The organism is uncultured Enorma sp., assembly GCA_905210055.1.
In the GTDB taxonomy this organism is placed as follows: Bacteria; Actinomycetota; Coriobacteriia; order Coriobacteriales; family Coriobacteriaceae; genus Enorma.
The window spans coordinates 1-21,572 of the sequence record CAJLVH010000017.1 but is presented as its reverse complement, the minus strand read 5'-3'; the positions used below and the strand labels follow the sequence as shown (position 1 = coordinate 21,572).

Annotated in this window: 18 protein-coding genes; 6 read left to right on the top strand and 12 right to left on the bottom strand. The window is 61.8% G+C overall.

Annotated features, from left to right (window positions below):
• Positions 1 to 1,076 (bottom strand): ATP-binding cassette domain-containing protein (locus tag QZ079_RS02500; RefSeq protein WP_297034674.1); only part of this gene is annotated, 1,076 nt, incomplete at its 3' end.
• Positions 1,073 to 1,942, bottom strand: a complete 870-nt coding sequence (locus QZ079_RS02495) for an energy-coupling factor transporter transmembrane component T (RefSeq protein WP_297034672.1) — start codon at positions 1,940 to 1,942, stop codon at positions 1,073 to 1,075. The genes QZ079_RS02495 and QZ079_RS02500, both read right to left, overlap by 4 nt.
• Positions 1,943 to 2,177: 235 nt before the next feature.
• Between QZ079_RS02495 and glmU the strand changes: the two genes are divergently transcribed.
• From glmU to QZ079_RS02475, 4 genes are all read left to right on the top strand, one after another.
• Complete coding sequence (gene glmU, locus QZ079_RS02490) at positions 2,178 to 3,557, top strand: bifunctional UDP-N-acetylglucosamine diphosphorylase/glucosamine-1-phosphate N-acetyltransferase GlmU (RefSeq protein WP_297034669.1); 1,380 nt, start codon at positions 2,178 to 2,180, stop codon at positions 3,555 to 3,557.
• A gap of 46 nt (positions 3,558 to 3,603) precedes the next feature.
• Positions 3,604 to 4,587, top strand: a complete 984-nt coding sequence (locus tag QZ079_RS02485; protein ID WP_291288813.1) for a ribose-phosphate pyrophosphokinase — start codon at positions 3,604 to 3,606, stop codon at positions 4,585 to 4,587.
• A gap of 411 nt (positions 4,588 to 4,998) precedes the next feature.
• Entirely contained in the window at positions 4,999 to 5,628 is a 630-nt protein-coding gene (gene pth / locus QZ079_RS02480; RefSeq protein WP_297034663.1) for an aminoacyl-tRNA hydrolase, read from the top strand.
• Between the two features lie 193 nt (positions 5,629 to 5,821).
• Entirely contained in the window at positions 5,822 to 6,901 is a 1,080-nt protein-coding gene (locus QZ079_RS02475; RefSeq protein ID WP_297034661.1) for a DUF5937 family protein, read from the top strand.
• Between the two features lie 113 nt (positions 6,902 to 7,014).
• On the opposite strand, the gene QZ079_RS02470 is transcribed toward QZ079_RS02475, so the two are convergent.
• From QZ079_RS02470 to QZ079_RS02455, 4 genes are all read right to left on the bottom strand, one after another.
• Positions 7,015 to 8,136: an aminotransferase class I/II-fold pyridoxal phosphate-dependent enzyme gene (locus QZ079_RS02470; protein ID WP_291290327.1), complete on the bottom strand. Its 1,122-nt coding sequence runs from the start codon at positions 8,134 to 8,136 to the stop codon at positions 7,015 to 7,017.
• 181 nt (positions 8,137 to 8,317) lie between these two features.
• Positions 8,318 to 9,781: an amino acid permease gene (locus QZ079_RS02465; protein ID WP_297034658.1), complete on the bottom strand. Its 1,464-nt coding sequence runs from the start codon at positions 9,779 to 9,781 to the stop codon at positions 8,318 to 8,320.
• Between the two features lie 170 nt (positions 9,782 to 9,951).
• Complete coding sequence (locus tag QZ079_RS02460) at positions 9,952 to 11,043, bottom strand: ornithine carbamoyltransferase (RefSeq protein ID WP_297034655.1); 1,092 nt, start codon at positions 11,041 to 11,043, stop codon at positions 9,952 to 9,954.
• A 115-nt stretch (positions 11,044 to 11,158) separates the two neighbouring features.
• A complete protein-coding gene (locus QZ079_RS02455; protein WP_297034653.1) occupies positions 11,159 to 12,391 on the bottom strand; it encodes an arginine deiminase family protein in 1,233 nt (410 codons plus the stop codon).
• A gap of 557 nt (positions 12,392 to 12,948) precedes the next feature.
• Between QZ079_RS02455 and QZ079_RS02450 the strand changes: the two genes are divergently transcribed.
• Positions 12,949 to 13,785, top strand: coding sequence for a sulfide/dihydroorotate dehydrogenase-like FAD/NAD-binding protein (locus QZ079_RS02450; RefSeq protein WP_297034648.1), 837 nt, complete (start codon positions 12,949 to 12,951; stop codon positions 13,783 to 13,785).
• The gene (gene gltA / locus QZ079_RS02445) at positions 13,773 to 15,179 is read left to right on the top strand and encodes an NADPH-dependent glutamate synthase (RefSeq protein ID WP_297034645.1); all 1,407 of its coding nucleotides are present in this window, start codon (positions 13,773 to 13,775) and stop codon (positions 15,177 to 15,179) included. Before QZ079_RS02450 ends, gltA begins: the two co-directional genes overlap by 13 nt.
• A gap of 235 nt (positions 15,180 to 15,414) precedes the next feature.
• Here the strand turns inward: gltA and QZ079_RS02440 are convergent, their stop codons facing one another.
• From QZ079_RS02440 to QZ079_RS02415, 6 genes are all read right to left on the bottom strand, one after another.
• Complete coding sequence (locus QZ079_RS02440) at positions 15,415 to 15,870, bottom strand: metallophosphoesterase family protein (RefSeq protein WP_297034677.1); 456 nt, start codon at positions 15,868 to 15,870, stop codon at positions 15,415 to 15,417.
• Between the two features lie 76 nt (positions 15,871 to 15,946).
• Entirely contained in the window at positions 15,947 to 16,663 is a 717-nt protein-coding gene (locus QZ079_RS02435) for a LytTR family DNA-binding domain-containing protein (RefSeq protein ID WP_291290322.1), read from the bottom strand.
• Positions 16,664 to 16,783: 120 nt separating this feature from the next.
• Positions 16,784 to 18,130 (bottom strand): histidine kinase, encoded by a 1,347-nt coding sequence (locus QZ079_RS02430; RefSeq protein ID WP_297034640.1) that lies wholly within the window; start codon positions 18,128 to 18,130, stop codon positions 16,784 to 16,786.
• A complete protein-coding gene (locus QZ079_RS02425) occupies positions 18,127 to 19,314 on the bottom strand; it encodes a glycosyltransferase (protein WP_297034636.1) in 1,188 nt (395 codons plus the stop codon). The genes QZ079_RS02430 and QZ079_RS02425 overlap by 4 nt, the downstream gene beginning before the upstream one ends.
• 76 nt (positions 19,315 to 19,390) lie before the next feature.
• A complete protein-coding gene (locus tag QZ079_RS02420; RefSeq protein WP_291288806.1) occupies positions 19,391 to 19,984 on the bottom strand; it encodes a QueT transporter family protein in 594 nt (197 codons plus the stop codon).
• Positions 19,985 to 20,090: 106 nt separating this feature from the next.
• On the bottom strand, positions 20,091 to 21,341 hold the full coding sequence (locus tag QZ079_RS02415) for an MFS transporter (protein WP_297034631.1): 1,251 nt from the start codon (positions 21,339 to 21,341) through the stop codon (positions 20,091 to 20,093).
• Between the last annotated feature and the right edge of the window lie 231 nt (positions 21,342 to 21,572).

Sequence of the window (21,572 nt, the reverse complement as noted above, 5' to 3'; positions counted from 1 at the left end):
AAGGCCGAGAGCGTGCCCGCCATGATGCCCAAAAGCGTGGACTTCCCGCAACCGTTGCCGCCCACGAGCGCATGGATACTGCCGTCGTGCGCCGTGAAATCCATGCCGCGCAGCACCCAGGAGCCCGCACGGTCGTAGCGGAACCACGCGCGTTCGAGCCGCACCGCGACAGCAGGACGCGCGGTCCCACGCACGCCCTCGCGCGAAGCGGAGCCTTCCCGCAACGCGACCTCTTCACCTGCCCCGGCACCCTCCCCGGGGCGCTCGCCATACGCGCAGCCCCCGTCGGGCGCACCGCTCGGAACAAGAAGCTGCCGGCGCTCAGACAACTCGTCCAAACACGCCAGCTCCTCCACGCGTCCGCCCACCATGCGATACGCGCAGGTTGCATAGTCGAGCATGGGTCTCGGCGCGTGCGTCGCCACCACCACCGTACAGCCGAGCTCGCGGTTCACGCGGAAAAGCGCATGTAGGAAGTTCTTTTCGGCAATCGGATCGAGCTGAGCCGTGGGCTCATCGAGCAGCAGCACGCGCGGCTTCATGACGAGTGTCGCCGCGAGCGCCAACAGCTGCTTGCGTCCACCGGAAAGCTCGTCGCACGACGCATGGAGCCAATCCTCCATACCGAAGAAATAGCAGGTCTCGGCCACAAGGCGCCGCATCTCGCCCTGGCTTGTGCCGAGGTTTTCCAAACCGAACGCCATCTCGTGCCACACCGTTTCGCACACGATCTGGTTGTCCGGGCTCTGAAACACATAGCCCACACGGCGCGCGGACTCCCCAACGCTCAGCGCGCGGGAGTCTTCACCCAGCACAGAAAGCTCGCCTGAGCACATGCCCGTCGGCGAGATCTCTGGCTTGAGCAGCGAAAGCAGCGTCGACTTTCCCGATCCCGTCGCACCCACGAGCAACGCGAAGGCACCTTTCGGAACCGACCAGTCAACATGCGTGAGCACTGACTCGCTCGAACCCGCATACGTAAAGGAGCAATCCCGCACCTCAATAGCCGGCGCGCCCTCATGCGACGATTCCCGCAGCTCACGCTTCCACAGCCCGTTCTCCCGCAGCCCACTCATCGGAACCTCACCGCCTCGCGAACATGCAGCAACGCGGGGACGAGCATCCACACCGCATACGGTACATAGCCCCACCATGGAACAAGTCGCGACATCGTGGGGAAGAACGAATACTGCGCCGTGGCAACGACGCTTATCGTGATGCAAAGCGAGGCACCGAGCATAATCGCCGCCAGCGCCGCCGCATCCGCCGGCGTGAACCGATAGCGCGCATACGTACTGCGGCGCGGCACGGCTCCCCAACCGCGGGCACGCATCGCATCGGCGGTCTCGAGCGAATCTTCCATCGTCCAGCCCATGAGAACCGAGGTCATGCGTAAACGGCTGCGAACCGCCTCCGTCGCGCCGACGCCACGCGGTTCCGCGACTCCCTGAACCGCTGCGATGAGCCTCCCCTGCCGCACGAACCGCGGAATGAGGCGCATGCATTGCGAGATCATGAGCGAGACCACGGGCAGCACGTTGCCCAGAAGCGCCAGGATCTTCTCGGCGGGAAGCATCGTCGCCGCCGCCTGAAACCACAGGGCGCTCGAGACGAACAAGCCGCCCATGGCAAACCCGTAGCACAGACTTTCGAGATAGATCGCCCTAAAGCCTATGCGCGCAACCTCGGTCGAGCCGGAAGCCGAGAATAGCGGGTTGAGCGCGGCGATCACGGCGACGAGCGGAATCTGCCAGCGAAGCGATGCCACACTCGCCCGTAAACCGCGCGCGCAAGCGGAATACGCAAACGCCCCGACGAAGGATGCGCCGATGAGCATCGGCTGCGCGGAGGCCATGGTCATGCCGAGCGTCAGCACCAGAAACGCCGCCGGCACCGCTGGGTGCGCGGTATCGAACGCGGTATGTTGCGGGAGCGTTGCCACGGCGGCTCTCTTCCTGCGCGGTTCCAAACGAGCATGTCTTTCAAGCTTACCAGTGTATCGAATGTACCGCGCTCGGCAACGCGCTGGCAGCGCAACGTACACACCACATCGCGCGCTGTGGCGTTTCGTCGCGATAGCGCACTCCCGCCGCCAGACGCCGTCCGCTGGGTTATCATCGGATATGGTGTTTCGACGATAACAGGCGCACCGCGATGCGCCGCGCTTGGGGGAATACATGAACGCAACCGCCATCATCCTTGCCGCCGGCGAGGGCACCCGCATGAAATCGAACCATGCCAAGGTCTCCCATGCCATCCTCGGCAAGCCTATGATCTGCTGGGTTGTCGACGCGGCGCTTGGCGCCGGCTGCGAGCGCGTGGTGGTGGTCGTGGGCAGCCACGCCGACGAGGTACGCGGCATTATCGATGCCACCTATGCCGGCTCCCAGGCCGTTGTCGAGTGCGTCGAGCAGGCCGAACGCCTGGGTACCGCGCACGCTGTGCGCATTGCACTCGAAGCGACGGGCATCGACGCGGGCCCCGTGGTCGTGCTCAATGGCGACCTGCCGCTCATTCAGCCCGAAACCATCGGGAACTTCGCCAACACCGTCGCGGCGGGCGACGTCCTCTCCTTCAAGCCACAGGATCCCCAGGGCTACGGACGCATCGTCCTCGATACAGACGGCTCGCTCCTGCGCATCGTCGAGCAGAAGGATTGCACCCCCGAAGAGGCGGCGATCGGCGAATGCAACGCCGGCTGCTACGCATTCGACGGCGCCCAGCTCAAAGCGCATATCGGCGAGGTCGGATGCGACAACGCCCAGCACGAATATTATCTACCCGACATGCTTGGCATCCTGCGCGAAGCGGGCGAGCGCGTCGCGTCGTACTGCTGCGAGGACTACCGCGACGGCCTGGGCGTGAACAGCCGCTCCCAGCTCGCAGAGCTTACCGCCGTTGCGCGCGACCGCATCAACGAGCGCCTCATGGCCGAGGGCGTCACGTTCATCGATCCCGCCCAGGCGTGGATCGGACCGGACGCAACCGTGGGCCGCGACACGGTCATCTGGCCGCAGACGCACCTCATCGGCGCCTGCGTCGTGGGCGAAGATTGCGTGCTCGGTCCCAACACGCGCCTCACGAACGTGCGCGTCGGCGACCGCTGCTCCGTAGACGAGACGGTCGGCATCGACGTGGTGCTGGAGAACGACATCACGTGCGGCCCCCGCGCCTACCTGCGCCCCGGCACTCATGTCCTCGACGGCGCGCACATTGGCACGCATGTCGAGATCAAGAAATCGACCATCGGCAAGGGCTCGAAGGTCCCCCACCTCTCGTATATCGGCGACACCACCATGGGTGCGGGCGTGAACATCGGCGCCGGCTCCATCACCTGTAATTACGACGGCGTGAACAAGCATCCCACAACGATCGGTGACGACACGTTCATCGGATCGGACACCATGATGGTCGCGCCGGTAAACATCGGGTCGCACGCCGTCACCGGTGCCGGCGGCACCATCACCCAGGATGTTCCTGACGGCGCGCTCGCGGTCGAGCGTACCGAGCAGCGCATCATAGAAGGCTATTCCGAGCGCAAGCGCGCCCGTAAGTAGCAAAGCGTTTGGCAGGCATCAGGCAGCTCGAAAAAGGAGAGGAACAATGCCAGAAAACGACCCGAAAAAGACCATGCAGATGGTGAAGACGCTTCGCCTCTACTCGGGAACGGCGAACCGCCCGCTCGCAGAGAAGATCGCACAGATCTTGGGGGTCGAGCTTTCCGGCCTTGCTCTTGAGAAGTTCGCGAACGGCGAGATCTATGCGCGCTTCGATGAGACGGTGCGCGGCGCGGACGTTTTCTTCGTCCAGTCCATCTCGGGCAATGTGAACGACGCCCTCATGGAGCTGCTCATCGCGACCGATGCGGCGAAGCGCGCATCCGCCCGCACCATCACCGCCTGCATCACGCACTACGGCTATGCGCGCCAGGATCGCAAGGCCGCCCCGCGCGAGCCCATCACGGCGCGCCTGGTGGCCAACCTGCTCGAGCGCGCGGGTGTCGACCGCGTCATCACGCTCGACCTGCACCAGGGCCAGATCCAGGGATTCTTCGACATCCCGGTGAACCACCTTTCCGCACTGCCCCTCTTTGGCGAGTACTACAACAACAAGGGCTTCGACACCGAGAACCTCGTGGTCGTATCGCCCGACGTCGGCCGTGCCAAGGCTGCCAAGAAGCTCTCCGACATGCTCGGCTGCGACCTCGCCATCGCCCACAAGGGACGTCCGCGCCACAACGCAGCCGAGGTCATGGGCATCATCGGCAACATCGAGGGCAAGACGTGCGTCATCAACGACGACATGATCGATACCGCCGGTACGCTGTGCGCAAGCGTCCGCGAGCTTAAGAAACTGGGCGCCGGCGACATCTACGTGTGCGCCACCCATGGCATTTTCTCCGGCCCCGCGATCGAGCGCCTGAACGATGCGCCCATCGTTGAGTGCGTGGTCACCGACTCCATCCCCGTCGAGGTCGGCGGCAAGATCAAGACCATCTCCGTCGCCGAAGAGTTCGCCAACGCGATCAACGCTGTGTACTGCGAGAACTCCGTCTCCAAGCTCATCGGCGGCGACTTCGCGCTGTAGCGGCCGCGTGACGCTGTAAAGGCAACGTGAGCAAGGGTTGGCATCCGCGCTTCAACTTCGCTCGCTCCGAAAACGCTTCGAAAACTGGGCTGCGGCTTCGTCCGCAGCCCATCGTATTAAAACCTATCGTGCTAAAAATTGCCGAAACCGTCACGAAGGGGGTGCTGGGGGTCTCTTCGTGACGGTTTCGGCAATTTTTAGCACGATAGGTTTCATAACATGCGAGCTGAACGCCACCGTCGGGCTTGTCGAGCTTGTCGTGCTTGCTGGCAAAGCGTGCGGACATCGCAGCGCGATTTAGGACATTCGGCGGACATGTCCTAAATCGATGTCCGAAATGTCCTTTTGGGCGATAATTTGTCCGGAATACGACACTAAATATATCTCGCAGAGCACTTCGAAGGAGTTCTGATGCCCCAACCGCAACCTAAACCTATCCGCATGATCGCCGGCTTGGGAAACCCCGGCGAAGAATATGCGAGCACCCGCCACAATGCGGGCTTTCAAACGGTCGACGAACTCGCGAGACGCGCCGGCGTGACGTACTGGAAGAACCAACTCGGCGCCGAAATCGCCACCACGCGTGTGCGCGACGCCGAAGCGGAAGGGGGCGTGCGCGAGGTCGTGCTCGTAAAGCCTCAGAGCTTCATGAACACGAGCGGCGGCCCCATCTCCAAGCTCTGCCGCGAGTATAAGATCGCGCCCGAGGAGCTTCTCGTGGTCCACGATGAGCTCGACATCCCCGAAGGCGATGTGCGGGTGAAGGTGGGCGGCGGGCACGCCGGCCACAACGGTCTGCGTTCCATCATCGACAAACTCGGCAGCCGCGACTTCAGCCGCATCCGCTTCGGCATCGGCGAGCCTCCCGGCAAGATGCCCACGGCCGATTTCGTACTCAAGCAGCTGCGCAACAAGGAGGCCGAGGCGTTCGCCGATACTGTCCAGCGCGCGGCCGATGCCTGCGAGCTTGCGCTCATGCACGGCGCGGTCTACGCTCGCGACCATGTGAACGGCGCCGCCGCGCAGAACGGCAAGCACTAGGCACGGCACAGAGCATCGCCGGGCGAATAGAGAGCAGCGTGCGCGGCGATCCTCCCCGCAGCCATTCAGCGAACCTTATGTGACGGTAGCAGGCTCTCCCTAGGTCTTGTGCATAACACAACATATAATGAGGACGATGTACTAGCATTATCCACGACGCTGTTGCGCAGGCAGATACAGATGCGAGAAAACAATGCTGCTGCTAGAGGAAACGAGCGGTATTCCGCTTACCAAAGAAGTCGTCATCAAATATAGCCCAGTCGTCGAGATGGTCGCGAGCCTTCATGCCCTGTCGGCTCCCGAGCTCCATCCGAACCGCAGCCGTTGGACAAAGAGCACTCTCGCTTCCATGGATACCGACCTGCGCGACGAGCTCCTATTTTTCTCTGACCACACCATGAACTGGGCGCTTATCATGGACCTCGTGGGTTACATCGAACAAGGTGAAGTCACGAGCATGAAGGCGTTCCTCGCGCATCTAGCCAACATGAGTGACGTCGATTTCTGCTACGGTATCTTCTCCGGCCTTGTCCCCCGCCGTACGCTCGCTCATAGCATCACAAGCACCGACCACCTTCTCGAGCAGAATTCGGAAATCTTTCGCTACTATGTCCCCGAGAAATTCGCTCGCTATATCCTCGACAACCTAGAGGAATACCGCCATCGGCTCGTTTCCGTGCTCGATCGGTATTGGCATGAGCACTTTGCTGACATCTGGAACACCATAGGCGTCTCCGAAATCAGCGCGCTCGCAACTGAGCGGAAGCTGCTGGAGCTAGACGGCCCCGCGCAGTATATCGAGAACTGCCACGAGCAGGTGCACGTCGACAGAACTGGCATCCGCGTAGGCCGGCAACTCGAGCTGTTCTACCGCAATGATGAGATAAAACGCATCAATGTGATCATCACATCGTTTCTCACGCCACACTTCATGATTAACTGCATCGATGGCTGTCTAACCATATTCAAAGGCGTCACGTTCGGACAGGCCACGGCAGAAATACCTCCGAAAATCGAGCTATTCCTTAAGGCCATCGGCAGCCCCATGAAACTTAAAATCCTCGCCGAACTTAACGTCTCTCCCAAGACGACCAAAGAGCTCGCCGATATTCTCCAAGTCGCACCGAGTTCCATATCGGTGCATCTCCGCGCTATGCGTGATGCGGATCTCGTGTATCCACAGCGCATGAAAAACGAGGTGTACTACAACCTGCTCTACGAAAACTACCAGGCGCATCTTTCGTTCTTGGAACACCTGCTCGATACGCCGTAGCAAGTGAAGTGGCAAGCGGTCCTCGACAAACGGAAGTGAGGTGAAAACACTCGTAGAAGTCTCCACCCCACTGCTCAAACTCGTCACCAAGCCCTCAACGATACTCTGTGTGCTCAGTCGAATTCTGCCAATGCTGCAGCAAGTTCATCGAGGCCGCGACGCAAAATCTGCTCATGAGCGCAATATCCCAAACGCGCACCGCACGGGAGGTCGAAGCAGCCGCCGGGTATGAGCAGCGTCTTACGTTCCGCGGCAAGTCGCTTGCAAAACGATACGTCGTCCTCGGGAATGTCGAGACGCATGAAGCCGGTCGTCACGCCACGTGGTTTCTGCCAGCTCACACGTGGCTGACCTGCAATCCACGCGTCTGCAATCTCCAGGTTGCGCATAACAATCTCGCAGTTGCGCTTGAGAATGCCCTCGCGGTTGCGTAACACGTATACGCCAAGCGCATCGTTGGGAACGCCGCAGCTCACCATCGTGTAGTCGCGCAGCCGCCGCACACGCCCGGCAATTTCGTCGTCGGCGACAACCCAGCCGATCCGAATTCCCGGCACCGCATACGCTTTGGAAAGTGTGCAGGTCACGATAGCCTTTTCGTATACATCGATCATCGATGTATAGTTGACAGACTCATCGAACGGGCGAAACGCTTCGTCGCACAGGACGTATGCCCCGACCGAGCGTGCAATGTCTGCAATCTCCTCGAGAAGCGGCGTCTCGAGCACAACGCCCAAAGGATTCGAGGCGTTCACGAGCACAATGAGCTTCGTGTCCGGGCGAACCATCTGCCGCAACTCCCCGATATCAGGCTGCCAGGCATGCTCTTCGCGCAGGCGCCAGAGCTCGACCTCTGCTCCGAACTGCCGCGCGAGCACCTCGAGCGGCTCGTAAGCGGGGCTCTCCACGATTACGTGGTCACCAGGCTCGATGAGCGCATACATTGCGTTGAAGTTTGCGCCGGTACCGCCGTTCGTCTGGAGGATGCGGTCGGGCGCGACCTCGCTCTGGTACAGGCCAGCGACACCCTGCTTAAACTCCGCCGACCCCTCAATCCAGCCATAATTGAGAAGCTCATGCGCACCCGTCTGGCGTAGAGCAGCAGCGCCCTCTGGATCGATCGCCAGAAGTTCCTCTTCCGTAAACGCCGCTACCATGGACTCACAGATGTTAAAGTCAACGTGTTTCTCGAGTCGATTCTGCCAGTCCTCGTACCGACTCGTCATGATGTCCATCATGCCTCCTCTCTCGAATTGCCCGGCACCGAGACTCCAGGCTGCCCGATTCCCTGTCCTGAACCGGCGTGTTCCCGAACCATCGGGCCATCCAGCGCGCCCACATGAAGGCGACGCGACAAGGCCATCGCGCCGCGCCGTCAGACATCGGGACGGAGCTATCCGCTCGGGCGCCGCGCGCCTAGACCATGCCGTTCAGCATCATCCAAACGCCGCCGATGGCCATGACAACGGAAAGACCCACGAGCAGCCAATCCTTGCCCACAAAGACCTTCTCGTCACCAGATGCCCTGCGTGCTATGTAGTACAGCGGGATGCCGATGACCCACAGCACGCCGCACAGCATGACATAGGAGATACCGGATACGAACATGGCAACGAGGTAGTACACGAGGCCGATCAAACCCAGGATGAGGTTCTTTACCGCACCCGGTTCATCGCGGTGGTCGAGCGTATACTTGACCTGCTGGAGGTCGATGAAGATCCACACGATCAGGATGGCCGACGAGCTCAGGCTGAAGCTGAAGTTGTAAGCATCTTCGGTGAAATGCATCGAGACGAGCAGGATCTCGCACAGGATGACGGTGAGGAACAGTGAGAACGTAGCCACGCCGTTCTTGTTCTTCTTGCCGAAGATCTTAGGCAACGAGCCCTCGTCGGCGAGATAGGTCACGGACTCGGTGGGCATGAGCGTGTAGGCAATCCAGGAGCCGAAGATCGAGATGATGAGCGCCGCCTGCACGAAGGACGCGCCGACAGGCCCCATGAAGATCGTGTACATTTGACCGAGCGAAGGCTCGCCGAGGGCGATGAACTCATCGGCGGGCATGATACCGTAGGGCAGAATCGCGACGATGAACTCGATGAGCGTCACGAGCGTGAGGCCGACGACCGTCGCCGAGCCCGCGACTTTCTTGCTCACGGCGTGACGCGAGAGCAAAGCGACGCTCTCGACACCGATGAACACCCAGATGAGGGAGAGCATCGAATCGTTGACCTGAGCGGCAACGGAACCGAGGTCAAAGCCGGTGCCCGCCGCCTCCATGTTGCCGGCGAAGTTCGTCCAGAAATCGGTCGTGAACACGCCGAAGCTGAACGCCGTCGCGCCGATCACGATGAAGAGCAAAAGCGGAATGATCTTGATGATTGTCACAATCGTGTTCAAGCGCACGCTCTGCTCGACACCGCGGTTCACGAGCCACGCGATAACCCACATGACGGCGCTCGCCACGATAATCGACGGCCAGCTCGTGCCGGTGTCACCGAAGACCTCAGGGAAGAACGTGCCGAAGGCGATCATGGTCATAGTGGCGAACGAAACGTTACCTACCCAGCCGCTAATCCAGTAGCCCCAAGCGCTCATGAACTCAGCGAACTTGCCGAACGCCCGGCGGGCGTAGCAGAACAGGCCGTCGCCCTCAGGATCGCGCTCGAGCAGGTTCTTCAAGCTCAGCGCGGAAACGAGCGTGCCCACGTAGCAGATCGCAAACGCGACAATCGCGGCGCCCGGCGAGGCGACCGTCCCCAGCTGGTAGGAAAGGTCGTACACGCCCGAGCCGATCATCGAGCTGAAAATCGTAATGACAAGTACCCAAAAGCCCAGTCCTCCGCCGGATTTCTTCTCTGTCGAAGTGGATTCAGCCATAGCAACCACCTTCCTATTCCGGCACGCCCCCCTGACATGCCCTAAGTCCCGCCGCGCCACGCGGCAAGACACTTGCAAACTGCGAGCGCCCCCGCCAGCGACCGTACTACCGGCCGTGTGCGGGGGCGCATCGTGTAACCGGCGCTACCGCCGGCTGGGCGGCGATGCGCCTAGACCCAGTCCCCGTAGTGGGTTCCGGCAACCTTGTCGATCGTCTCGGTTGTAAGCGCCTCGACCTGGGCGGTGTAGTACTGCTGCAGGGCTTCCTGCTGCTTGCATACACGCGGATACATGTAAGCGGCAAGCAAACCCTTCTGCGTATGGAAGCGGTTAGCCGCCTGCTCCATGAGCAGCGAGTGCGGGCCGTCCCAGACCTCGTTCGAGATCTCGTAGCCGCGGTTGCCCGGAAGCGGGTGCATGACCTTGACCCACTCGGGACAGGCGGCAATAAGCTCCTCATTGATGGAGTACTTGGGGAAAAATTCCTCGATCTTCTGTGGCTTGAGGTGATCGGAACCGTGATACCACCAGGCGTCGGTGAGCAGGAAGTCCACGTCCGCGGCGTACTCGTACGGATCGTCCGTCTGGATGTACTTCCCGCCAGATTCCTTGCAGAACCCCTCGACGATCTCGACGTCCTCGGGCAGCATCTTTGCGCGCTCGGGCGCGGCCGCGATGAACGTCATGCCCATCTTGGCGAAGAGGAACGTGTCGGAGCGGCACACGCCGCCCAGGTGGTAGTTCTCCTCGGAGGTGTCGGCGGAGTTGTCGCCCACCCACATGACCTTCACGTCCTCGAGCTTCTTGCCGGCGGGCAGATTCTCCATAATCGTGAACAGGTCGCAGAGCGCCTGTGTGGGGTGCATGGAGACGGAGGTCATGCCGTTGAACACCGGCACGGTCGCCCACTTGGCAAGGTCGACCACGGCGTCGTAGTTCTCGTTGCGGCACTCAATGGCATCGCACATGCCCGAGATGACAAGCGCGGTGTCCTTCATGGTCTCGCGACCCTCGCCCACGTGCATGGTCTTGGTCTCGAGGTAGAGAGCGTCGCCGCCGAGCTTGTCCATGGCGGATTCGAACGAGACGCGCGTGCGGGTGGAGGGCTGATCGAACATGAGGGCGATGGTCTGGCCCTTGAGCAGCGGAATCTGGATACCCTTCTGGTCGGCCTCCTTGAGAATGCGGATGACCTCGAGGAGCTCTAGGTATTCATCCTTCGTGAGGTCACGAACGTCTACGAAGTCCTTCTTCTTAATCATCTATAGTCCTTTCTACAGGCGACAGGGCATGGACAGAGTAAGAGCAGGCGCCTCGGCGCGGCGACGCGTTCCCGTCGCGCCGAAGCCTGCACGGACCAGAGAGGAGCCGTGTGCGCTAGAGGTCTTCGCGCACGAGCGGCATGCTCATGCAGCGCGGGCCGCCGCGCGCGCGGCAGAGCTCGCCGGAGGGAACCTCGAGCACCTTGATGTCGTGCTCGCGCAGGACATCGTTCGTGCGCCAGTTGCGGTCGTAGGTGCACACCACGCCGGGGGCGACGGCGAGCGTGTTCGAGCCGTCGGACCACTGGTCGTAGTCCGCCCAGAACGGGTTGCCGCCCGCGCACGGGATGAGGTCGACCGCGGGCAGGTGCAGCAGGCGCTTCAGAGCCTCGTCGAGCTCCTCCTCGGCGCAGGAGACCCTGAGCTCGCCGTCGGAGCCGAGCGTGAGCTCGTAGAGCTTGAGCCCGCCCATGATGCCGGGGTAGTACGTAAACTTGTCCACGTCCACGGCGGTGAACACGGTGTCGAGGTGCATGTAGGCGCGGCCCTTGGGGATCTCGAACACGACAACCTTCTTGAAGCTATCGCCCGATGCGAGCGCGTTCTTCGCGAGCTCCTCGATCGCGGCCGCGTGGGTGCGGCAGCTGTGGCCGATGGCGATGACCTCGGGCGAGAGGATGGCGATGTCGCCGCCCTCGATGGTCTCGCCATGCGGGTCGTTCGTGTGGAGGAGCTGCGCGCCGCCCGCGAACTCGGGGACGTTCTCGAAGACGTGCTTCCACACGACGGCCTCGAGGTTGCGCGTGTCCTGCACGAAGCGGTTGATGGTGAAGTTCGAGCCCACCGAGCAGCCGGGGTCGCGGCACATGATGAAGTTCGCCGAGGTGTGCATCGCATACGGATCCTCGGGGGTCTCGTCCGGGAGGACGTCCGCCAGACACGTCGGCTTCGGGGTCCCGGCGAGATCCTTCTTCTCGATGCCCGCCATGACGGTGCGGGCGAAGTCGTGCGCACTCATGGGCATGAGATAGGCGGCGATCTGCTCGCGGAGCGCCGGATCGTAGATGAAGTCCTCGGTCATGTACTCGTCGAGGAACTTGCGGCGGTCCGCCTCGTCGCCGAGCGACTTCTCGAACATGTCCTCGAGGTAGACGACCTCTGCGCCGATGCCGCGCAGGTGGCTAGCGAAGACGTCGTGGTCGCGGCACGCCTGCGCCGTCCACACGACATCGTCGACGAGCTGGTACTCTCGCGAGTCCGGCCGCACGGCGTCGAAGTACCCTTCGGGGCGCGAGATCATAATCTTCTTGACCTTGCCCACCTCAGAGTACACATGGATAGAACTCATGGCTTCTCCTTTCAGCATCTCTTCCAATACAACTAGATATTAAGCAGTTAGTTAATTTGCTAATATCTAATTCGGATAGTACGCTCTTTACGTTCAGGGGGCGTTCGACCCTCCCTGAACGGTCGCTTTCTTCGGTAAATGGAATTAATTACTTCTTGAAGTAATATTCGTAATAGCTCATATTCCTTGCATTTATACTCAATTTGACTGTTGTAACCATGTTGACCACCCCTGTACCAACTCCATTCAGGATGAGCCTGTTGTATGACATAGCCAGAGCCACTTCTATTGGCTATGTTCATGTGCGGGGGGCGCAGCCTTGGACAGAAGCGCCATGTTCTTGAAATCCGGTTTCCCTGCGATCTGTTGCGATGTCCCCGCCGTCGTTCTCTGCTCATTTCTCTCTTCAGGAGCCGTTATGCACCCGTTCAACTTGCTATAATCGAACCTGTATGCACCGGCGTGCGCCGCACGGACGCACGCCGCAATGGGTTGCACATGGGTCTCGCGCGCCGTGCCACGCGACGTGTCGAAGCCCACAAAAAGAGAGGGGTTCTATGTACAAGATCCTGAAGAAGACGCAGTTCTCGGAGAAGGTCTTCGAGTTCCGCGTCCACGCCCCGAGGATGGCCAAGAAGGCGCATGCCGGCCAGTTCCTCATGGTGCGCATCGACGAGACGGGCGAGCGCGTGCCGTTCACCTTCGCCAACTGGAATCCGGAGGAGGGCTGGATCGAGTTCATCTTCATGGTCGTCGGCAAGACCACGGAGTGCCTCTCCAAGCTCGAGGAAGGCGACGAGATCCGCGACATCACCGGGCCTTTGGGCTGCCCCACCGAGGTTGAGGGCGACCGCGTAGCCGTCATTGGCGGCGGCGTCGGCCTGGCCATCGCCTACCCTGTTGCCCGCACCCTTTGCGAGCAGGGCAAGAAGGTCTCCGTCATCATGGGTGCCCGCACGAAGGACCTGCTCATCCTCTTCGAGCAGTTCGGTGCGCTGCCGCTCGAGAACCTCTTCGTCACCACGGACGACGGCTCCATGGGCGAGAAGGGAGTTGTGACGCTCCCGCTCCGTCGCCTCTGCGAGACGGACGCCATCGACTCGGTCTTCTGCGTGGGCCCCGTTCCCATGATGAAGTTCTCGACCCTCACCTGCCGTGAGTTCAAGATCCCCATCGTCGCGAGCCTGAACCCCATCATGGTCGACGGCACCGGCATGTGCGGCTGCTGCCGCGTCGAGGTGGGCGGCGAGACGAAGTTCGCCTGCGTCGACGGTCCCGACTTTGATGCGAACCTCGTCGACTGGGACGACCTCGCACATCGCCAGGCCAGCTACAAGGCCGAGGAGGCCGCTTCCATCAAGCATTATGAGGAGGACTGCGCATGCCAGAAGTAAAGTATCGCCCCAACATCGGCGCTCCCCGCACCCCTGCGAACGAGGAGCCGGCCGCGGAGCGCGCTCGCGATTTCCGTCCGGTCGACACCGGCTACACCAAGGCCGACGCCATCGCCGAGGCCAACCGCTGCCTCGACTGCAAGAAGCCGCTGTGCATGGAGGGCTGCCCCGTAGGCGTGCACATCCCGCAGTTCATCGAGAAGATCCGCGAGGAGGACTGGGCGGGCGCCCTTTCCACCATCAAAGCCGATAACCTGCTGCCTTCCGTCTGCGGCCGCGTGTGCCCGCAGGAGAACCAGTGCGAGGGCAAGTGCATCCTCGGCAAGAAGGGCGATCCCGTCGCCATCGGCCAGCTCGAGCGCATGCTTGGCGACATGGCCGACGAGGTGGGCGAAGCGCCCGAGTGCAAGCCCAGCAACGGCCACAAGGTTGCCATCGTGGGCTCCGGTCCCTCCGGCATCGCCTGCGCCGGCGAGCTCGCGCGCGAGGGCTTCGACGTCACCGTGTTCGAAGCGTTCTTCACCGGCGGCGGCGTGCTCACCTACGGCATCCCCGAGTTCCGTCTGCCCAAGAACATCGTCAAGCGCGAAATCAAGGGCCTGGAGGAGCTGGGCGTCCACTTCGAGTACAACTCCGTGGCCGGCCGCCTCTTCGATGCCGAAGAGCTCTTCAATGAGGAGGGCTTCGACGCGCTCTACCTGGCCGTGGGCGCTGGTCTGCCGCGCTTCCTGCACGTCGACGGCGAAAACCTCCCCGGCGTGTACTGCGCGAACGAGTACCTCACCCGCACGAACCTCATGAAGGCGTACGAGTTCCCCGAGTACGACACGCCCATCCGCCACGGTAAGAACGTCGTGGTGTTCGGCGGCGGTAACGTGGCCATGGACGCCGCCCGCACGGCGCTGCGCCTGGGTGCCGAGCACGTCACCCTCGCCTATCGTCGTACCGAGGCCGAGATGCCCGCCCGTAAGGCCGAGGTGCACCACGCCAAGGAAGAGGGCGTCGAGATTCTCGAGCTGTGCAACCCGCTGCGCTTCCTGCCCGGCCCGGACGGCTTCGTGTCCACGATCGAGCTGCAGCGCATGGAGCTCGGCGAGCCGGACGCGAGCGGTCGTCGCCGCCCGATTCCCGTGCAGGACTCCGAGTTCGCCATTCCCTGCGACGTTGCTGTCACGGCTATCGGCACGCGCGCGAACCCGTTCGCGAAGCTCTGCGCCGATGTCGAGCTCAACCGTTGGGGCCTCATCGAGACCGATGAGAATGGCCGCACGTCGAATCCGAAGGTCTGGGCTGGCGGCGACATCGTGACCGGTGCCGCGACCGTCATCCTCGCCATGGGTGCCGGCAAAAAGGCTGCTGCCGACATCAAGGCGAAGATCCTCGGCGAAGAGTAACCATGTAAATTAACCCCAGTGACTTTTTTAGATCGGGGGTTTAGACGAGGCGGCTCCGAGCAAACGCGCTCGGAGCCGCTTTCTCGTAGCATGGATGTAAAATTACCCCAGGGGTTTTTACATCCTGATGGCTCGATGTCCCAAAAAGGGACAGGTGCATTTTGGGACAACACCGTGTCCGATGTAAAATAACCCCTGGGGTAATTTTACATCGGACACGCCAGCCAATGGCTGGTTATTCCAGGTCGAGGATCTCCGTCGAGAGTACGCGGCCGTCCGCCACGTACATCCGCGCCATCGTCGCGCCGCGGGCACCGCGCGGGAAGGTCGGCGAACCGGGATTCACCACGAGGCAACCATGCTCCTCGAGCACCTGCGCGCGATGTGTATGCCCGCACACTCCCACATCCGCCTCATCGAGCAGCAGGTCGGAGCGGTAGTGCGAGACCACGAAGCGCAGACCCTCGTAGGTGAACCGCAGAATGCGCCCCACGTCGCGTCCGTAGTCACGGTAGTAATCGTTGTTGCCCAACACCGCGCGTATAGGAGCGATGGTCTTCAAGTGCTCCCAGTCCATCTCGGACGTGATATCGCCCGCATGGATGATGAGGTCCGCGCCCTCGAGCGCTTCGAGCAGGGCATCGGAAAGCCACCCGTGCGTGTCGGAGATGATGTCGATGCGCTTCGGCATACTGCCCCTCACACCCTGCGCGCTTGCGACAGCGTCCGCCACCATATACGCTTCGCTCTCGGCCATACGCAGCCCCTTACAGGCTCAGAGCCTTCTTGAGCGGCACCACGCGACGGCGCGACACCGGCACGCGGTCTTCCATGCCAGTGATGCCGAGCTGGATCGCACCGGAAGGAATCGTCTCGACATCCTCCACGCACGCCAGATTCACGATGTAGCGGCGATGCACGCGGAAGAAGCCGAAATCGCAGAGCTTGGCCTCGAACTGCGCGAGCGAGGTCGTGGAAAGGAAGCGGTCATCGTCGGTGAAGATGCAGGAATAGTCGTCCTTCGCCATGATGTAGCGAATCTGGTCGACGGGGATGAGCACCTTGCGGCCGCCCTTCTCCACCGGGATCCGCTCGATGGTGACCTTGCTTTCCGTCTGGGGTTTCGTGCGGGCGAGCACCTTTTCGATCGCTTGATCGAGTCGCGCCTCTTCCACGGGCTTCAACAGATAATCGACCGCGTCGACATCGAACGCCTCGACTGCATGGTCGCTATAGGCGGTCACGAACACGATTGAAGGCGGATTCTTCAGCTTATGCAGAGCCTCCGCCAGCTGCAAGCCAGACGCACCGGGCATAGAGATGTCTAGGAACACGACGTCGACGCGGTTCTCCATGAGCATCTCGATGGCGGTGCGCACGCTCGATGCCTCGGCAATCGAGGCGATCTTGCCTGTCTGCTCGAGCAGGAACCTCAACTCAGAACGGGCGGGAGCCTCGTCATCGACGATCATCGCACGTAGCATATCCTTGTGTTCCCTTCGTCCTATACAGAACCGAACAGCCTTGGTGGCCGCGCACTATCGAATGCGACCCCGAACGCGCAGACCGTGAACGCGCGCCGCGGCGAGTCTATCTCTACTATTCTACCCGTCAACGAAGATACTTCCTAATAAATCTAGATGCAAGGTGATAACCGTCCCGCTGCCAGGACGGGAATCGACGTGAGCGAACGAATTCGGGCCGTAGAAGCGCTTGATGCGCTCGGAGATGTTGTGCATGGCCACGCCAGCACCGCCGCCTTGCGGGGCGGAAACGTTCGCGACGCGTGCGGATTCAGAGAACAGGCGCGTTGCCGTTGCCTTGTCCATGCCCACACCGTCGTCTTCCACCTCGATGGTGAGCGCGTTCTCCCCCGCTGCGCGAACGGACACCGAGATATGCAGGGCGCCCTCGTCGCGCATCGCATGGCGCACTGCGTTCTCAACCAGCGGTTGGATGATGAAGGCGGGAACCGGGGCGTCCTTCACATCGTCTTCGACGGTAAACGTCGCCTCGATGCGGTCGTCGCCGAACCTCGCCTGCTCGAACGTGAGGTAGCGTTTCGTTTGCTGAATCTCGCGCGTGACCGGGATGAGCGAACCGGAGTTATCGAGCGTGGAGCGGTAGAACGACGAGAACTCGCGCAGGAGCTCGCGGGCGCGAGCGGGATCGGTTCTGGTGAACGAGGCGATGGTGTTGAGCGTGTTGAACAAGAAGTGCGGGTTGATCTGCGCCTGCAGCGCACGGACCTCAGCACGAGCAGTAAGCTCCTCTTGCAGCTCGAGCTCGTGGATGGCGAGCTGCGTGGAGATGAGCTCGGAAAACCCTGCGACAAGCGCGTACTGCGTTCGGTTCACCTCATGGGTGTTCTTGAAGTAGAACTTGAGCGCACCGACGGTGTGGTCGCGTACCTTGAGCGGCGCGATAATACCTGCCGGGATCTGGCGCTTGCGGCCGCGCTCGCCTTTGACCTCGATCGCCTGGGTGAACGACTGCACGATGCCGTGCTCGATCACGTAGCGCGTCGCGGGCGTGTGGATGAGCGACCCGGGCGGGAAATCCTCCACCATATCGCCTACGCACGCGAGCACATGCGTCTCGTCCGTCACCGCGATGGTGCTTGCATGCGTCTCGGGCATGAGGTGGCGGCAGATGGCCTCGGCGCTCTCCGCAGAGAGGCCGCCTTTGATGTCCTCGAGCATGTCCGAGGCGAGCGAGAGGGTTTCCTCGGTGTATTGCGAGCGCAGGCGATCTGGGTTGAGCAGGCCGAACGCCATTACCGCAAGGAGAATCGCAAGCGCCACGCAGGCAACCGTGAACGGCACCGGCCCTTCGCCGTCGGCAAGGCGGAACAGGAGGTACACGGCCAGGGCGAGCGCGCCGACAACGACCATCATCCATACGGCGGAAAGCCGGTCGGTGCGGGCGACGAGCGGGGAACGCGAGCTCATCTCGCCTCCTTGAGCATCTCCGCGAGGCGCTCATCGCGCCACAGGCCGTCCATGATAGTAGGCCAGAAGCTTTGGAATCGCAGGTACATATCGTGATGCTCCTCGGCATAGCGCTTCGCTCGCGCGCGGCCGTGCCGCCAGATGCGCCAATACGCCCGATGCTCCCGCGTGAAGATAGCGCGCACGAGCGCGGTCTTGCCCACGCGGTCTTCGATCTCCGGCGAGATCCAAGGACCGGGATAGGGCATGAGGGACGCCGCCGTCACCGAGGTGAGGTCGTTGCGTCGGTTGGCAAAGGCGAGCTTCGCACGCTCGTAATACCAGCGATACACATCCTGCATGAAGCGCGGCGCGTGCTGCGTGGATGCCGGTGGGAGATGGCGCACTGCCCATGCATTGTCGAACCACACATCGAGCCCATGGAGGCGCAGGTTGAAGAGATAGTCGAGGTCCTCGCCGCGCGTGATGAACGGATCGAACGAGACGCGCATGTACGCGCGGGCGTGCAGGGCGAAGCAGCCGCCGCACAGATAATTCGACCGCGATATGCGAGGCCCAGCCAGACGCGTGCGCATCCATGCGTTGAACTCGGCGCGCTTCGTCCACCAGCGCGTGGTGATGCCGGCCTTCGCATCGCTTGCGAGCGGCGACCCGCTCTTGTTAAAGAAGTAGCCGCTCTTCGCCAGGATAGGCAATCCCTGGCGGTTCTGCTGACCAAGCGCATACCGAGCGCGCGTCATGAAGTCGCTACCCATCACGACTTCGTCATCATCGAGAAATATCACCTGGTCGGCACCGAAGATCGCGGCGATGGCGAGCCCCATGTTGCGTATGGCGCCGTAGCCGCGAAGCGATACGCACTCTCCCGTGTTGCCCGGAGCGAGCTCTTCGACGCACTCCATGACGCGCGCCGCCTGCGTGTTCGTGACAACCGCGATATCGAGCGCGGGGTGTTCGGAGGCGATGGCGCTCACGCGTCGCGAGACCTCGGTGGTCGCAGAGATTGGGCACACGACGAGCAGGGCGATGGGCGCGACATCGCGCACCTGCTCGAGCGAGGCGAGGCAGCGGGCGAGGTCCGGAGCGGGGTCGTTGAGCGGGGTCGAGTGGTCATACGCGCCGGGCGCGTGCGGCTCGGCGCGATTATCTGCCCAATACGTAGGAATCACGATGACCGATCCCACGTTACCACGTCCCTTGCTGCTCACGAGCCACTGGCCGCCGCACGCGTGCCCCGTTGCGGGACGGCTCGTCGCCGTGCTATCGCACGGATTCCCGCGCGTGCGCGAAGGGCGACGAAGCCTTGAAGTACGGCGTGCGGGCAAGTGACTTGCCTAATGGGTACCCCAGTACATACATGATAACCGCTTCGCCGACACCCGTCGCGACAAGCCCGAAGAGATACATGAACGGCCATGCCCCGTCGAGCGATATCGAGGTGAACGGGATGGTGTAAAATCCGGTCGCCTGGAGCAGAATGGGCAGGTAGGCGGGCACGATGAGCGCGTTGGCAATGACAGGGCCCGCAAGCGCGACCGCAGGGCGCTCCCGCATCTTCCACGTAAACGCCGCCCCTGCACAGGTTGCAAGCGAACCGAAGACGACGTCGAGGAGACCGAGCATCCCCGTACCCGAGAACGCAATGTTGGCGATGTTGGCGATGGCGCACCCGAGTGTGAGACCGGGCACGGCGGCAGGCGTGAAGAGCGCGAGCACGCAGAGAGCCTCGGAGACACGGAATTGCACCGGCCCCCAAGCGAGGCTCCCCAAAAAGAGCAGAGCGATGAGGGTGCACGCCGCATACACCGCGGCGATGACACCTACCTGGGCGATTTCATTCGATTTCATGAGCATACACCTTCTAGTTGGAGGGCTTTACTTCATGCTCATCGAGACAGCCTGGTCGGGCGCGGGGGTCGGTCCGTCACATCACAGCGTCTGAAACCGTCGCGCCCGGTTCCTATGCCATGCCCTTGATGCGGGAAAGCCTGATGAGCATAACAAGGCCCACGATGAGCAGGATCCCGATGGAAAGCACTCCTAAAGAAGCATCCCCCGTGAGCGATGTCACGACAGATACTAGCAGAGTTCCCATAACAGATGCATAGCGGCCGAAGATATCGAAGAAGCCGTAATATTCGTTCGAGCGCTCCTTGGGAATGAGCTTGCCGAAATAGCTGCGCGAAAGCGCCTGAATACCGCCCTGGAACAGGCCGACCGCCACCGCGAGGATCCAGAACTCGACGGCGGTCTTCAGGAAGAAGGCCGCGAAGAGTACGATCGCCACGTACGCCACCACAGCGATGATGATCATGCGAAGCGTCCCGTACTTCCCCGAGAGCTTGCCATAGGCGATGGCCGAGGGGAAGGCCACGAACTGCGTGACGAGCAGCGCCAAGATGAGCTGCGTCGAGTCGATGCCAAGCGACGTGCCGTACGTCGTGGCCATAGAGATAACCGTGTGCACGCCGTCGATGTAGAAGAAGAACGCGATCATGTAGATGAGGATCGCCTTGTCCTGGGCGATGCGGCGCATGGTGACGCCCAGGCCGCGGAAGGTCCTCATGACCTCGCTCCCAAACGTCTCGCCGGGAGCGAGCTCCTTCGAATAGCGCTGCTTGTAGGTGCGCACGAGCGGCAGCGTGAAGGCAAGCCACCAGATGCCGGTGATGATGAACGACACACGTACGCACAGCAGCATGTCGAGGTTAAGCGCCGCAGGGCCGCCCAGAATGAGCGCAATGCACACGATGAACGGCACGCATGAACCGATGTAGCCCCACGCGTAACCGGAGCTCGACACGGTATCCATGCGCTCGTCGGTGGTGATATCCGGCAGCATAGCGTCGTAGAACGTCATGGACGAGTTGAGGCCGATGGTGCAGATGACATACACCACGAGAAACGGCATCGCGCCCATGGGGATGGCCTGGGCAAAACAGAGCACAAGCCCCGTGAAGAAGAAGCCCAGGAAGAACTTAATCTTGTTCCCGGCGAAGTCTGCAAGCGAACCCAGGATGGGCATGAGGAGTGCTACGACGAGCGAGGCGATGGTCTGCGCATTCGCCCACGCGGTGACGAGCTCCGCGGAATTCGCCGCCGTGTTGATGGCGTCGAAGTAAATGGGCACGACCGACGTGTTGAACAGCACGAGCGCGGAGTTGCCCACGTCGTACATGACCCAGTTGCATTCCTGCTTGGTGTATTTCATCCTGACCCCCCTTGGCTCTGCGCACAAGCGCATCTTGTAATAGTACGCCAGGGCGCGGCTAGCGGCGGTCATGATTTGGTAAAGCAGGGGGCGCGGCTAGCGGCGGTCATGATTTGGTAAAGCAGGGGGCGCGGCAAATGTCGTTAAGGGGTCGCATGCGTTCTCCGGCGCCGCTCCATGTCCTGGAAATGCCAGTCCTGCCCTGCCATTGGGGACGGGGGTTATTGGCTG

Bases quoted from the DNA above. Each gene is read 5' to 3' on its own strand.
- glmU (WP_297034669.1), top strand. From the start codon at position 2,178: ATGAACGCAACCGCCATCATCCTTGCCGCCGGCGAGGGCACCCGCATG.
- QZ079_RS02485 (WP_291288813.1), top strand. From the start codon at position 3,604: ATGCCAGAAAACGACCCGAAAAAGACCATGCAGATGGTGAAGACGCTT.
- pth (WP_297034663.1), top strand. From the start codon at position 4,999: ATGCCCCAACCGCAACCTAAACCTATCCGCATGATCGCCGGCTTGGGA.
- QZ079_RS02475 (WP_297034661.1), top strand. From the start codon at position 5,822: ATGCTGCTGCTAGAGGAAACGAGCGGTATTCCGCTTACCAAAGAAGTC.
- QZ079_RS02470 (WP_291290327.1), bottom strand. From the start codon at position 8,136: ATGGACATCATGACGAGTCGGTACGAGGACTGGCAGAATCGACTCGAG.
- QZ079_RS02465 (WP_297034658.1), bottom strand. From the start codon at position 9,781: ATGGCTGAATCCACTTCGACAGAGAAGAAATCCGGCGGAGGACTGGGC.
- QZ079_RS02460 (WP_297034655.1), bottom strand. From the start codon at position 11,043: ATGATTAAGAAGAAGGACTTCGTAGACGTTCGTGACCTCACGAAGGAT.
- QZ079_RS02455 (WP_297034653.1), bottom strand. From the start codon at position 12,391: ATGAGTTCTATCCATGTGTACTCTGAGGTGGGCAAGGTCAAGAAGATT.
- QZ079_RS02450 (WP_297034648.1), top strand. From the start codon at position 12,949: ATGTACAAGATCCTGAAGAAGACGCAGTTCTCGGAGAAGGTCTTCGAG.
- gltA (WP_297034645.1), top strand. From the start codon at position 13,773: ATGCCAGAAGTAAAGTATCGCCCCAACATCGGCGCTCCCCGCACCCCT.
- QZ079_RS02440 (WP_297034677.1), bottom strand. From the start codon at position 15,870: ATGCCGAAGCGCATCGACATCATCTCCGACACGCACGGGTGGCTTTCC.
- QZ079_RS02435 (WP_291290322.1), bottom strand. From the start codon at position 16,663: ATGCTACGTGCGATGATCGTCGATGACGAGGCTCCCGCCCGTTCTGAG.
- QZ079_RS02430 (WP_297034640.1), bottom strand. From the start codon at position 18,130: ATGAGCTCGCGTTCCCCGCTCGTCGCCCGCACCGACCGGCTTTCCGCC.
- QZ079_RS02420 (WP_291288806.1), bottom strand. From the start codon at position 19,984: ATGCTCATGAAATCGAATGAAATCGCCCAGGTAGGTGTCATCGCCGCG.
- QZ079_RS02415 (WP_297034631.1), bottom strand. From the start codon at position 21,341: ATGAAATACACCAAGCAGGAATGCAACTGGGTCATGTACGACGTGGGC.